The following is a 13,865-nucleotide window of genomic DNA, read 5'->3' on the forward strand; positions in this document are numbered from 1 at the left end:
TCAGCTCTAACCACAAAACAAGGGGTGCCAGGACACAAACAACCAGTATCCGCGATTGGACCTGCCGCTTTCTTGAACGTAACAGCTTGGCGGTTTGGGCTGATGGCACGGGTCTCACAGAGTGCGCCAATTCTGCGCGCAGCTTGGCAGTCGTGTCGTCCCGTTGTTGGCTCAGTACAGCGTGTTTTCTGCCTTTCACATCGCGCGTCCCCTTCGTTTCTTCTATTGTATCCTCTTTGATTCTCCAGTTCACGGTTGCGCCGCTTCCGCGACATCGAAGACCGAGTCATCGGCGTCAGTGAGAAACCGCTCGTTGGGGATGTCTGGTTAACGTACTGATACTCAAATCAGGATATCAGTGAACCCCGGCTCTTGATAATGCTGCAGCCAATTCTGTAGCCGTTGCTGGAGCAGGGCGACCGTTTCCGTTTCATTGAACATCTCGGCCACGCGGATGGCATCGCTGCATTTCTGCCGGGCCGCGACCGGTTGGCCTTTTTTGAAGAGCACTAAGCCCTGGTTGAAGATGTAGAACACGCGGGGGGAGACCATATCTTGGCCGCCGGCTTGGAGAAATTCTGCCGTCCGGTGGAGGGTCGCTTCGGCCAAGTCGAGCCGGTTATGGGAGACGAAAATGGATAAGTTCGTGTTCAGAATGAAAGGCACGAAGCGGTAATAATCGAAGAGGCCAATGTACGACTCGCCCCGGCGCAGCGCCGGCTGCATCAGGGCGTACAGCTCATCGTCTGCGAAGTTGAAGCTGTAGATGTTGTAAAGCTGCAGCTCGGTGCCGCCCCAGGTCCCCACTTTGCCCAGATAGCTGTGCACTTCGCCGACCAGGCGTTGGCGAATATCGGCCGGCACCGGCGCACTGCGGCTGTGACTGACCGTGTCATGCGTGAGATACAGCCAGATGCCGCCGGCGACCCAGCGCTGCATCCGGTGGGCGAAGTCATGGCGGTACCGCTCGTATATCAGGCGCGCCCTTTCCACGCGGGCGGCGGAGCTATCGTGCGCATCGCGGATCTCGTCGACAATGCGGGTGAAGGGATCGTCCGCAGTCCCGTCGAGTTGGAGATAGCGCATCTCCGTCAGCGTCGTGTGCAAGTTGTCCAGAACCTGCAGCAGGACATTGATCCCCAGGTCCTGCTGATCGGTTTCGAAACGGGACAACTGCGCCAACGATATGGCGTCGCCAGCCGCTTCCCGTAACGTCATGTGCTTGTCTAAGCGAATCCGTCGTACTGCAGCACCCGTGGTCATCATGTCAGTTCAACTCCTTTTGCATATATACAAATATCGGCTTGGATTCAGTATATCCCCCTTATCCTTGAGTCAGCAAGACAAAGGAGATGGGCACCATGTTCCATTACTTCAAGCAATTCTGGTTCCGTAATCTGATCTATGTCGTCCTGGCCAGCATCAGTGCCGGCCTAACGATTATCTCGGCCCTCCTGGCTGCTGCCCAGTTGAACGCCTTGATCAAGTTGAACTTCACGGACTTTCTCAAGTGGGTACTCGCCGACATCGGCGTATTCATCGCCATCCTGACGGTGGAATACGTCAGTCAGATCCTCCGCGCCCGGGTCAGCCAGGCGATGGCCAATGCCCTGCGCCTGGACATCGGCACCAAGCTGAGCCGCCTGACCTACGACCAATATCACCAGCACCAAGCCAGCGATTACAGCTCGTGGCTGAGCAACGACATCAACCAGATTGAGACCCAAGGCTTCACCAATGTTTACGACATGCTGGAGAGTATCCTCACAGCCATTTTCTCCATGGTCACCCTGATTGCCCTGCACTGGACGCTGGCCGTGGCCACGCTGGGGTTCGCCGCTCTGATGATCCTCGTTCCGCTGGTGGTTCAGAAGCCGATGGCCAAGGCCAGTGTGGCGGTGACAGAGAGAAATGCCGCCTTCCTGCAACGGGTCAACGACCACTTGAACGGCTTCGACACGCTGCTGGCGTTGAACCACCGGGGCCGGCTGGTGCACGCCATCGCCGCCGGCCAGCAACCGCTGGCGGCCGCGAAGGTGCAGCAGGCTAAGGTGCAGACCCTGGCCGGCATCCTCGGAAACACGACCAACATCATTGCCCAAGTCGGCATCATCTTCCTCACCGGCTTGCTGGCCCTGCGCAAAGTCGTGCCAGTGGGCATGATCATCTCCACCGGCAACCTGTCCTTCCGGGTATTCGGCACCCTGGCCTCGCTGTCATCCATGATTGCCATGGTGCGGGGGACGAATGCCATCTTCGCCAAGTATGCGGCGCTGCCGACCCCGCCAGAGGCAGACGGCGCCACTGCGGCGTACGGCGACGACGCCCCCATCATTCAGAATATGACCCGCACCTTCCGCCTCGGCGGCAAGTACGCCATCGTCGGCCCCAGCGGCAGCGGCAAGTCCACCCTGTTCAATCTGCTGGCCGGCAAGCTGACCCAATACAACGGCTCACTGAAGTTAAACGGCCAGGAATACCGCAGCCTGAACACCGACGCCATCCGGCAGCAGGTCATGTACCTGGACCAGATCCCGTATATCTTCTCCGGCTCGGTGCGGGATAACTTGACCCTGGGCGATGACTACACAGATGATGCCCTCATTGCCGCACTGAAGCGGGCTGACCTCTGGGACCAAGTCCGTGCCTTACCCCAAGGCCTCGACAATAGTGTCGGTGAGAACGGCCGCACTTTCTCTGGCGGACAGAAGCAGCGGCTGGCGCTGGCCCGCGGGTTCCTGCGGAACAAGCAGATCATCCTCATGGACGAAGGGACCGCCAGCTTGGATAAGGATCAGGCGCTGAAGATTGAAGAAACGCTCCTGAACGATCCCCAGCTGACCGTGTTGATGATCACCCACCAGCTGTATCCAGAGATTGAGAAACAGCTGACGGCGGTCGTGACGATGGTACCGGTGGCGCAGACGGCGGCAGCGGCAGTGTTGGCCACCGCGTGACCCATCAGAGAGAAATCGGTATCCTTCTTAAACCGGCCTGTTTCCCGAAGCGACTGGTTTCTCCCCCCCAATGTGCTAGACTGTTTGGCAAGCAGATGAGAAATAATGATGATTAGTCGTGTACATTAAGACGTTTCATCATATTCAAAAGGGTCATCGGCGATCACGTCCGGTGACCCTTTCCGCGTTTCTCACGAACAAACTAAGACGGAAGAACTGGTGCCCTGTGACGATGACCGCGACCCATTTAGCTAAAACCTATCCAATGAAGAACAAGCCGGACTTCCTCGCTGTGAACGATGTGTCCTTCGAGATCACCGATGGCCGCGTCATGGCCTTCCTGGGCCCCAACGGTGCCGGCAAGACCACCACCGTCAAAATGCTGTTAGGGTTGATTACACCCAGTGCCGGCACCATCGCCATCGCCGGCCAACCGGCCACGCCCCGGAGCTTGCGTTCGGTGGGCGCGGTGTTGGAGGGCAGCCGGAATATCTATTGGCGGCTGTCGCCCACTGAGAATTTCGAGTATTGGGGCGGGATTCGCGGGGTGTCTCGGCGTACCGCCATCGACCGCGGCGTCGGTTACCTCGATCGTTTTCACATGGCCGATAAAGCCCGCCAACCGGTGCGGGAATTGAGCCGGGGGATGCAGCAGATCGTGGCGATTTGCTGCGCCCTGATTCATCAGCCCCAGCTGCTGCTCCTGGACGAACCCACCCTGGGACTCGACCTGATGGCCGCCGACCGGATTGAAGCCATCATTCGGCAGCTGGCGCGGGAACAACATCTCGGCGTACTGCTGACCACCCACGACATGGCCGTCGCCCAAGCCCTATCAGACGACGTACTGATGATTGAGCATGGCCAGATCGTCTTTCGGGGAGAAACGCAGACAGCATTGCGGGACTTCTCGGCCGAAACCTACCAGCTGCATTTCTCCGCACCGCTGACTGCCCAGGCCCAAACTGACTTGGCCGCACTGGGCACGGTCGCGCTCACGGCACCGGATGCGGCTCAGCTGACACTGGCGCAACAGGATTGCTTGCCGATGGCGTTAAAAATTCTTGCCACCCTGCCCATCGATACCATCACCAAGCAGCAGGTTGATTTGGGAACGTTGTTCAAACAAATTATTCAAAGCCATCAGAAAGCTGGTGCGGACCATGCTGACCGCGATTGAAAGTGAGTTCCGTCGTTCTTTTCTGCTCATGCGCCGCTACCCCACCGAGACACTGGCCCAGATCATCCTGGCAGTGGTTAGTTTCTATGCCTTGATCGCCGGCGGTCAGTTCATGGCGGGCGGACCGCTGCTGGGTACCCGCATCACCGACCTGGTGGTGGGCTATGTGCTCTGGATGCTCGTGCTGAATACCGTCGGTGACATGGGCTTTGGCATCGCCGAAGAAGCAGAGAACGGCACGCTGGAACAACTATTTCTCGCGCCGCTGGGACCTTTCCAATTATTCTTAATCCGGGCGGTCGTGGACCTTCTGACGTCGCTCGTCTTTGTCCTGCTAATGCTCGCGGGTATCTTGTGGCTGACGGGTTTACGCTTGCATCTCAGTGCTGCGCTGCTGGTGCCTTTCTTCCTGGCTCTGGTGGTGGCCCTCGCATTGGGGCTGCTGGTAGCCAGCCTCGCTATTGTATTCAAACGGATCAACCAAGTCCTGTCGATCATCCAGTTTGGTTTTGTCTTTCTGCTGATGATTCCCTTCGACAGCGGTATCATGGTATTGCAAACAATTGGTCACTTCGTCCCGCTGATTCCCATGTTTTCCCTGCTCAAAATGCTGCTCCACACTACTGGCCAACTGGCGATGTCGGCGACGGCGCAGCTGCTGTTCTGGTGTATCGTCAACACGGCCTTCTGGCTCGTTCTGGGGATGATTGCGTTCCGCCAGGCAACGGCGGTGGCTCGGCGGAAAGGCACGATTGGTCATTATTAAACTTGGCAGCCATCCTTAACTGCTTTTTGCGGTGCGATGTAAGCAATGGCGGTCCTGCACATCTATTAGGCAAAGGGCAATCTCATTCATTTTGGAAACACTATACTGTTTCCCCAGTATCTTCGAGTCCAGAAAAGTAATGACGATATAGCTTCTCCAACTCAATGCCATTAGTAAAAGTCACCGGTTGAATTTGCTGGTCAGTCAGAACGAAGCTCTGGTCAGTCACCCGCGCTAATTCGTCTAAGTTATGAGAGGCCAGTAGAACCGTGTGCTGGGATTTGCCCTCCTGGATGATGGTCCGTCTGATAACGGCCAAGCTATCAGGATCGAGACCATTCAGCGGTTCGTCCAGCAACAACAGCGGCGCATCGACCATTAACGCAATGGCCAGTGTCAGCCGTTGCTTCATGCCCATGGAATAGGTCCGGATACGCTCCTGTCGAAAAGCGTCGACACCTAACCGGGTCGTTACCGCCCCGACTCGCTCGGCACTGATATGGTGCGCTTTTTGAAAGAGTTCAAGATAGTCTTGACCTTTCATTACAGACAAAAAATGCTCAGCACTCTGTGCATACGAGACATAAGTAAACACCGTAGCCGGTGTATTCGTTTTGCCCATAATCTGAATCGTTCCGCTTTGCGGCCGCAAAATGCCCGCAATCAAATTGAGCATCGTGGATTTGCCGGTGCCGTTAGGCGCCACGATCCCGTACACACCAGGTTGAGTCAGCATTAACTGGGCATCCATAAAAATTGGTTTCTTCCTAAATTGAAAATTCAACCCTTTAATTTCCAGAATCGCCATACCCACCGAATCCCCTTTCTGTCACTTTCAGCCAAAGGGCCCCCAGTGTGATAAACAGCACGGTCCATCCCAATAACACAAACGTCCCTCCGCGAGCGTCATACGTTTGAAAGAACGTCTGGGCGTACCCGTCTGCTACCCGGCTGAAGTTAAAGTATGTCCATGGTGCCCAGCGCCAGCTGGGGGCAACAAGCGGCACGCCCCACAGGCTGACCGTTGCCAGCAGTGTGGTAAGCGGTTGTTTGACCAGCACACTCAATAGATGAGCAAAACTCAAACCAAACAGTAGGCTGGCAAAGAACAACAGTGCTTCATCGCTGAGCACCGTTCCCAGATTGGCAAAGCCATGGCTAGACATCACTGCATCACCACGCCACAATAATATCGGATAGTTTAGCGCGCCCCAGCCGTTACGCCAAGCACTGAGCAGCAAGAACAGGCCCACACTGAGTGTCACAAACGCAAACGCCACACCCCAGTTGAACAACGTGCTGAGCCAGTATTGTTTAGTTGGTGTCACGCCCAGCACCAAGAAGGTATTGTTATGTCGCGCGCCGGCACTCATTTGAAGCGCATAACGCCAAGCCAACGCGAAACTGACAATTGCGCCCAAAACCAGTCCGCCATTCTGACTGATCAGATATTGCAGAAAGTACCATGCGCGTTCGTAAAACCGCTTGGCTACTTTTTGAACATATTGAGAATAGAGTGCTGGATTTGCCGAAAAGTATTCCACGGATTGTTCATTGAGCAGCAGCCGCGCCGGGTACATGGGTGTGATCCGGCGTTTCTTGACCAGCGCAAGTTCCGTTAGCGTTGTGTTCATTTCTTGGCCGCCAAAAAACTGGGCGTACGGAACTACCAAAGATGAAAATTGCTTACGCAATCCACTTGGCTGACCGTCAGCGGGGGTTGGATGGACTAATACGTTCAGACTCTTAGCAAAGCCTGAGGCGTATTGCTCAGGGGAGCTGAGCGCATTTCGTTCGTTGTGCAATTCGGGCAGTATCCACGTATTAAGCCATTTATCCGCTGCAGCGGTCTTCTTATCGCGTCGAACAAGGTCAAATTGAATATCTGTTTTATATTGAGCAACGTATTGCTTCTGCTGCGTAAGAGAATGGATGAACAAAAGCGCTGCCCCACCAGTGACGGTGAGAAACAGAATTACTAGCGGAACTATTCGGCGGGTGATGCGCCATTGCCACCATAGGTATGTCTTCAATTCATCGCCCCTCGCCTTCTTAACCAAGCGTTCGTCCCACAGTAACTACCAACCCAAGCAACGATGGTCATGAAAAAGGTGGGCAACACATCCGAGGCGGACATGACAAGCGCCAGTGCTTGCGTTTGCCAACCAAAAAGTAACGGTATGATGGCGGCAATGAGTATCTGGATGAACGGGGACCGGAAAATAAGTGCTCCCGTCTGTGCCAGTCGTGCCTGGGCAAAGGCAGCCAGTCCGAAAAGAAGGATTGGCCATCCGCTTGCCGTCAGTATGGTGTCCCCTGCCACGTTGACCTGGTAGGACCAGGATAACGTGCTGTCAGAAAAGACTCTACTGCCATTCAACAGGGTTAGTCCTACAGTGACAATCAGAATCGTCCCAGCGCCAATCATCGAGTACGCCCCATATTCTCGCCGTTCGATAGCTAACAAATCGGCGTAATGCGAAACTGATAGACGAACGAGGGGACGATCCTTTGCCTGCCGCGCCAAAAAATACGTTAAACCGTTGATGAAAACCAGCAGTGCCCCAATCCACCCGGTCAACAGGCGATGCAGCATGGGTAGCAGACCATTGGGGAAACCCGTCGTCAAGTCCGTGGGGGCGAACACTTGCTGATGATCTGCTAGAGTTTGATAATAACGAACCTGTTGGTTGAGGCGAGTTTGTGAGTCTACTGGTAGCCACTCGCCAGAATGGGTCTGGTAACGTGCAGCAATCTGACTGCTCTGAATCATGGCCGTTGTATAACCATGGCCATTAGCATCATCCAGTGCGGTATAAACATCACCAAAAGAGGTCTGAAGCTGATCGAGCAACGTTACTTCTGAGCGGTATTCAGGCAGGGGCTTCCCTTGCTTGTTCAAGTATCGGGAGCCTGCTTGTGAGATCGTCGATAAGACCGAATTAGTTTTGATCTCTTGTTGGAAGACAAACTGTGTGGCCGATTCCTGAACGCGCCAAAACACCAAGGCCGTCAAGACGCTTGCTGCAATGATTATAATAAGCCACCACCGTTGTGCACCATAACGCTTACACCAAAAATTCGTCATTGTTTTTCCCTCTGCCTGCCCGGCCTTCAACATGTAAACGGTGACAGACTTTCCATTTATGGTCAAGTGTTAAGCTTGGGCAGTACGGTCGGTTCCAAAAAAGGAGCTGCTCGGCGGCAGCTCCTGCTTGATATGCTGTCATATTTAATGTCGCGGAGTAATCACATACAACGTCGAACCATAATCCCCCAACGTCCGAATTTCCTTACCATACCCGCCTTGATTCACCAGCATTACCCCAGTCGCCAGCAGCGCACCGGTCCCGACATAGTGTTCATGGGCATCAGGCACACTCTCTTTCCCTTTGGCTTCTGGTAAATAATTCAGCAAGTTGCCGAACTGGGCCAACATCACCCGCTGCGGCTTGCTGTCCATCGTATACAGCGTGTCCGCCGCCAGCCCGGTCACCGGCAGCAGATCGTAGCCGTGGGCGGCGGTCACGTGCCGCTGGAAGAAGCCGGCGATGGCCGTATCCCCCTGGCGCACCTGCCAGCGGAACTGGTCCGGGTCAAGCCCTGGGTGGCGGGTGAACTCGCCGAATTGCAGCAGTGCCCGGTGCTGCTTGTAGAAAGCCGTTTGGTCCCGAATCTCCGCTCGTTCCACGTCAGTCAGCTCGTTCAGATCCATTTCGTATCCCAACACACCGAAGCTGGCGACGTTGCCCCGGGTGCTCAGCGGTACCGGGCGCAGGGTCTGCTGGTTCGGGGACGAGGACACGTGGGCCGAAATCGTCGACTGGGGATACAGGTAGCTCAAGCCCTGCTGAATCGTCAGCCGTTCGATGGGATCGGTGTCGTCTGACGACCATATCTGCGGGCCGAACGTCAGCATCCCCAAATCAAAACGGTTGCCGCCGGAGGAACAGCTTTCTAACAGCACGTGCGGCCGGGGATTGAAGACCCGCCGCAGGACCGCGTACAGGCCGAGGATATAGCGGTGGTTGAACTCCGCTTGGTCGGTCAATTGGGCGGAATACATGTCGGTGATGTGCCGGTTCATGTCCCACTTCACGTAATCGATGCCAGTGGCGTCGATCATGCCGCCGACCTGGTCGCTGATGTAATCCTGAACGTCTTGGCGGGTCAGGTCCAGCACCAGCTGATGGCGGCCGCGCACTGGTTCCCGGCCGGGTACCTGCACCGCCCAGTCCGGGTGGGCCCGGTAGAGGTCGCTGTCTTCGTTGACCATCTCCGGCTCGAACCAAAGACCCACTTTCAAGCCCAACTCATGGACCCGTTGCACGAACGCTGGCAGACCGTGCGGGAATTTCTCCCGGTTCACTGTATAGTCGCCCAATCCCCGGTGGTCGTCGTTGCGCTCGCCAAACCAGCCGTCGTCGATGACAAAACACTCCACGCCCAAGTCCTTGGCCTGCTGGGCCAGCGCAAAGAGCTTGTCCTCATCGAACCGGAAATACGTTGCTTCCCAGTTGTTATAGACAATGGGCCGCTCAACACGGCGGAATGCCGGCGGGACCACGTTATCGTTAACAAACTGGTGGAAATGATGGGAAACGCCGTTCAGCCCCGCAGCAGAGAATGTCAACACAGCGCTAGGCGTCTCAAAATCGGCGCCAGGAGCCACGTGCCAGTGGAAGCCCTGACTGTTGATCCCCGTCATGATCCGCACGAAGTCGAGGTTGGTGTGCTGAATGCGGCTTTCGTGGTTGCCGCTGTACATCAGGTTCACGCCGTATGCCCAGCCCTGGTCCTCGGTCGTCCCTGCCGCACTAAGCAGAAATCCGGGATTTTGCCGGTTTGAACTGGCTCCGGTGAGACTGTTCAAGACGATCGTCCCGTCAGTCACCCGCTGGACGTGCTGCTGCATTTCTGCCGCCCAGGCGCCCGCGAAGGAATGGAGAGAAAAGCCGCGGTTCGGCATGTCCCACTGTGCACTCATGATGCGGTCGATGACCAGCGGCTTATCTGTGGCATTGTGCAAGGTCACGCGGCGAGCGATGACATCGCTGGCGGGAAAGACGGTGTATTCCATAACCAAGCTGATAGCCTGCAGTTTGTCCCGCAGGGTGATCGCCAGCGTCTGGACGCCATCGGCCACATTCGCAATGCTGTCACTGGCATGGTGGGCAAACGGCAAAATCGCCGACTCGGCTAAGCCAGTGCGTATGGCCGCTGCCTCGAACACAAAGTCCGATACATAGGTCCCGTCCGCCATTTTCACGATCAGCGGGCTGTCGCGGAAGTCACCCCGGCCAAAGCCGGCGTATTCCTGGGGGATCGTGTCCAGACTGTACGTCCAGTCGTCTTCATCATAAGCCACCGTACTGCCCAGTCCGCTGGCGTGCTTGAACGCCACCGCCGCCGGGTCCTGAACCGTCAGCCGCGGGCCGTAATACAAGTGCTCCAACTGTCCGTGGGCTGTGACCCGGAACCAATACGACGTGTGCGCCGTCGTGAGATAGAATACCTTGTCTTGTTCTTCGATCATGTCGTGCTGCCATCCTCTCTTAGGTTGTCTTTCATTAGTGTATCCGATTTCAGTGAGAAATGTTAGTCAGCAATCACAAAACGGCCACCCCCGCGGTCTGTACACCGTGGAGCAGCCGTCAACAATCTAACAATCAAACAGTCACCGGCACCGCCTGTCCGTCCTTGATCCGGTACACCGCGTCGCACCGGGTCAAGAACTGAGCATCGTGGCTGATGGACAGGATCGTCAGGTGCTCAGCCGTCTTCAACCGGTACACCATGTCCTTGATGGCTGCAGACGTGTCGGCATCAAGCGCAGAACTGATCTCGTCCAGCAGCAAGATTGGACTGTGCCGCAACAAACCCTGGGCCAAACTCAAGCGCTGTTTCTGGCCGCCACTGAGCAGACTGCCTTCCTCGCCGACGGGTGTGTCCAGCCCTGCCGGCAACGTGGCAATGAAGTCTTCCAACTCCACGGCGGCTAGCACATCGAGCAGCTCGCTGTCGGTGGCATCGGCCTTGCCCAACTGCAAGTTCTCCCGGAGAGTGCCCGGGAAAATGGAAATATCTTGGGAAACCAGCGTGATCTGCCGCCGCAATTGAGTTAAGTCAAACTGGGCTAGCGGCGTTTGGTCGATCCGTACGACGCCTTGCTGGGGACTGTAAAAACGCAGCAGCAGGTCGAAGATGGTCGTCTTGCCCGCACCGCTTTGGCCAACGAGCCCCACCCAGTCGCCTTTCTTCACCGTCAAGGACAAGTCCTTCAAGATGTCGCCCCGTTCTTCCGTATAATGGAAGGTGACGTGGTCGAAACCCACCTCGTGAAAATCGGTCAGCGGCTGGTCGCCGGAAGTCTCCGCATCGGCCAAATGGAGCAGTTCAGCCAAAGGAGCGAACTCCGCCAGCTGCTTCTTGAACTGGTAATTGGTATTCAGCACCGTGCTCGCGTTGGCGTAGAAGACGGCCAGATAGCTGAGAATAATGACGATGCCGCCAATGGTCATCTGGCCTTGAATCACCAAACTGGCGGCGACCACGAAGATGACGCCGATGATCAGCTGATTGACGAAATTGGTGATCCACAGCGTCGTCAGGTTGTCGAAGAAGGCGACCTTGCTCCAGACGGCGATGGCGTCAGTGAGGGCGCTCTTCAGCCGGTTCGTCTGCCGCTTTTCTAACTGGTAAGCCTTGACCAGGCGAATCGAGCGGACGCTGTCGGTAATCGTCTGGGCCATCTTGCCGTTGGCTTGAATGATGCGGCTGGTCAAGCCGTTGACGATCTTGCCGAAATAATTGCTGGGAAAGAACGCAATGGGAAAGTACAGGCATAACAGTAAGGCCAGCAGCCAATGGATGGCAAAAACGTAGCCGATGATCACCACGCAGACGACCATGTTGGCTGCCAGCTGGGGCAGGTCGGCCAGCCAGAACATAACGTACTTCATCGTCTCCTGGCGAATGAACGTGGCGAGTTCCGCACTGTTGGTGTGGTCGAAGTAATGCATCGGCTGGTGCAGCACGTTGGCGAAGGCCTGCAGGGTCAGCGCCCGCCCGGACCGGCGCGCCACCACCGCCAGCAGGTACTTATAGAATGTATTGCCGGCCGTCATCACGATGGGGATGGCAATGAAGAAAAGGACCGACACGGTCACATCTCGGATATTGCCCGCGGGGATCAACACGTCGATGATGCGCTGCATGATCAGCGGCGGCACCAGGCTGATCAGCTGGACGGCTAAAGCGAGAGTAAATGAGAGCAGAATATAGGCCGTGAAATGGGGAATGCGGCGGTAAAGTGTCACGGGGTTAATGTTGGCTTGCCTGGGTTGGGCCAAGGACAAACACCTCCTTATTGGGGAAGCGCCGTAAGCGTTCCCACTTGCTCAACATTCTACGGTACGTTCTGTGCAGTGTCAACGAATTGCTGTCTTTTTCCAAGAAACCCCCACCTGAGTCTATGCTAGAGCTGCATCTTGAGGGTTGCCGCCGAGGTGTGGCTACTCTCGTTCCTGGCCACTGTCCAGATCCAAGCCGCTGTGTAATCATACAAAGGGAAACTAAAGGGCATAGTTTCCTCTACGAAAACACCACTGCGCCAAGCATGACCAGCTTGGCGCAGTGGTTGTTAATACGCTTGTGATTATTAAGATACAGCACGTTCAGCGAGGAGACAGCCGAATGACCTGATCAAATTGGTGAAGCAAGTCAACATCCGCGGTATGGGTGATCATCAGCAACGTCAATGTTTTATCGGCCAGCAATCGGCCAATAATTTCACGGGTCGCAGCCGGATCAATACCGGTGTCGCCCTCGTCAAGAATGAGAAACTTTTTCCCTCGAATCAAGACTCGGGCAATGGCGATCCGTTGCTGCTCACCACCAGAAAGAATTGGCCGATCATCTGACGAATAGACGCTCTCGTCACTTTGGTGGGGCAATTGCTTGACTCGGTCGAGGAGGTTCACCGAAGCAAGTACAGCATCCACTTTGTCGGCCAAATGTTCATCAAAGAGGGTAATATTGTTCCTAATAGTGTCGTTAAATAGGTGCACCCTCTGAGGGACATAACCAATGAAGTCAGGAAAGACGAACGCATCGATCTGTCTTGCTTCCGTGCCGTTCACCGTTAAACTGCCGCCATAGTCAGGAATCAGTCCCGTCAGGGCTTTGATGAATGTTGTTTTGCCGCTGCCGCTGGGTCCAACTAAAGCAACTTTTTGACCGGCTATGATTTCGCCATCAGAAAACGAGACACTTGTTTCGTTGTTGTAACGAATCTTCAGGTCATGCCAACGAACCGACACCAATTTGTGGATCGAGGTCTCTACAACCGATGAACTTGAGTGGGCTGGTTGACGCTCGATTACTGTCGCCACCTGATCCATGATTGCTTTGCCGCCAAGATACTTGGTGTAGTTATTCACAATAATAGTGATTCCCAAGAAAACTTGATAAACAAAATTACTAATGTTAACGGCAACACCAAAAGAAATCACACCGCGTAAGGCTAAAATCCCGGCCACAAGGGTAATTAAAACTTGTGAAAGCACGGCAAAGATATTTTCTAGTTCGCCCACTAGGACAGATACTTTGGTTTGATGCACATACCCGTCTTCCAGTTTTTTTGCCGCGGGAGAAATTTTCCCCCACAGATGCGCCAAACTCTTGGTCCAATATAGTGCACTGATTCCTTTCAACCAGTCATTAAGTGTTGCGATGAGGTGCTTTGTGCGCTCCGAAACGTTCTCTGAAGCCGCCGCAATACGCTTTTGAAAAAAGCGGGGCATAACCATCGTGAACGTTATCGTTATTAATGTCAGGATAAGAAGTACCCAGTGAAACGAAAAAATCGCCCCGGCCGTCAGAACTGATCGATAAATTGCATTGTTAACCCAGATAAATTGCCAACTGTATAGAAAACGACGCAACTCCTTGAGCTGCGCCG

Annotated in this window: 10 protein-coding genes; 3 read left to right on the forward strand and 7 right to left on the reverse strand. The window is 55.2% G+C overall.

The features are described from left to right. Positions 1-342: 342 nt before the first annotated feature. Positions 343-1,266, reverse strand: a complete 924-nt coding sequence (locus L248_RS11815) for an Rgg/GadR/MutR family transcriptional regulator (RefSeq protein ID WP_022530468.1) — start codon at positions 1,264-1,266, stop codon at positions 343-345. A 95-nt stretch (positions 1,267-1,361) separates the two neighbouring features. Between L248_RS11815 and L248_RS11820 the strand changes: the two genes are divergently transcribed. The 3 genes from L248_RS11820 to L248_RS11830 all read left to right on the forward strand — a co-directional run bounded on the left by L248_RS11820 (position 1,362) and on the right by L248_RS11830 (position 4,903). Then, positions 1,362-2,957: an ABC transporter ATP-binding protein gene (locus tag L248_RS11820; protein WP_052000049.1), complete on the forward strand. Its 1,596-nt coding sequence runs from the start codon at positions 1,362-1,364 to the stop codon at positions 2,955-2,957. A gap of 232 nt (positions 2,958-3,189) precedes the next feature. After that, positions 3,190-4,137 carry an ABC transporter ATP-binding protein gene (locus L248_RS11825; RefSeq protein WP_040536651.1) on the forward strand — a complete coding sequence of 316 codons (948 nt, stop codon included), beginning with the start codon at positions 3,190-3,192 and terminating at the stop codon, positions 4,135-4,137. After that, a complete protein-coding gene (locus L248_RS11830; protein WP_022530471.1) occupies positions 4,121-4,903 on the forward strand; it encodes an ABC transporter permease in 783 nt (260 codons plus the stop codon). The genes L248_RS11825 and L248_RS11830 overlap by 17 nt, the downstream gene beginning before the upstream one ends. Before the next feature lie 100 nt (positions 4,904-5,003). On the opposite strand, the gene L248_RS11835 is transcribed toward L248_RS11830, so the two are convergent. The 6 genes from L248_RS11835 to L248_RS11860 form a co-directional block, all read right to left on the reverse strand. Continuing rightward, on the reverse strand, positions 5,004-5,711 hold the full coding sequence (locus L248_RS11835) for an ATP-binding cassette domain-containing protein (RefSeq protein WP_022530472.1): 708 nt from the start codon (positions 5,709-5,711) through the stop codon (positions 5,004-5,006). Further along, on the reverse strand, positions 5,692-6,936 hold the full coding sequence (locus L248_RS11840; RefSeq protein WP_040536631.1) for a hypothetical protein: 1,245 nt from the start codon (positions 6,934-6,936) through the stop codon (positions 5,692-5,694). Before L248_RS11840 ends, L248_RS11835 begins: the two co-directional genes overlap by 20 nt. After that, the gene (locus L248_RS11845; protein WP_155828657.1) at positions 6,933-7,991 is read right to left on the reverse strand and encodes a hypothetical protein; all 1,059 of its coding nucleotides are present in this window, start codon (positions 7,989-7,991) and stop codon (positions 6,933-6,935) included. Before L248_RS11845 ends, L248_RS11840 begins: the two co-directional genes overlap by 4 nt. 144 nt (positions 7,992-8,135) lie before the next feature. Then, on the reverse strand, positions 8,136-10,439 hold the full coding sequence (locus L248_RS11850; RefSeq protein WP_022530475.1) for an alpha-galactosidase: 2,304 nt from the start codon (positions 10,437-10,439) through the stop codon (positions 8,136-8,138). Positions 10,440-10,572: 133 nt separating this feature from the next. Beyond that, positions 10,573-12,255, reverse strand: a complete 1,683-nt coding sequence (locus L248_RS11855) for an ABC transporter ATP-binding protein (protein WP_022530476.1) — start codon at positions 12,253-12,255, stop codon at positions 10,573-10,575. A gap of 324 nt (positions 12,256-12,579) precedes the next feature. Next, positions 12,580-13,865, reverse strand: a 1,286-nt coding sequence (locus tag L248_RS11860; RefSeq protein ID WP_040536634.1) for an ATP-binding cassette domain-containing protein, incomplete at its 5' end; no start/stop codon positions are given.

Source organism: Schleiferilactobacillus shenzhenensis LY-73 (assembly GCF_000469325.1).
Classification (GTDB): domain Bacteria; phylum Bacillota; class Bacilli; order Lactobacillales; family Lactobacillaceae; genus Schleiferilactobacillus; species Schleiferilactobacillus shenzhenensis.

Bases quoted from the DNA above. Each gene is read 5' to 3' on its own strand.
- L248_RS11825 (WP_040536651.1), top strand. From the start codon at position 3,190: ATGACCGCGACCCATTTAGCTAAAACCTATCCAATGAAGAACAAGCCG.
- L248_RS11850 (WP_022530475.1), bottom strand. From the start codon at position 10,439: ATGATCGAAGAACAAGACAAGGTATTCTATCTCACGACGGCGCACACG.
- L248_RS11845 (WP_155828657.1), bottom strand. From the start codon at position 7,991: ATGACGAATTTTTGGTGTAAGCGTTATGGTGCACAACGGTGGTGGCTT.
- L248_RS11815 (WP_022530468.1), bottom strand. From the start codon at position 1,266: ATGATGACCACGGGTGCTGCAGTACGACGGATTCGCTTAGACAAGCAC.
- L248_RS11835 (WP_022530472.1), bottom strand. From the start codon at position 5,711: ATGGCGATTCTGGAAATTAAAGGGTTGAATTTTCAATTTAGGAAGAAA.
- L248_RS11830 (WP_022530471.1), top strand. From the start codon at position 4,121: ATGCTGACCGCGATTGAAAGTGAGTTCCGTCGTTCTTTTCTGCTCATG.
- L248_RS11820 (WP_052000049.1), top strand. From the start codon at position 1,362: ATGTTCCATTACTTCAAGCAATTCTGGTTCCGTAATCTGATCTATGTC.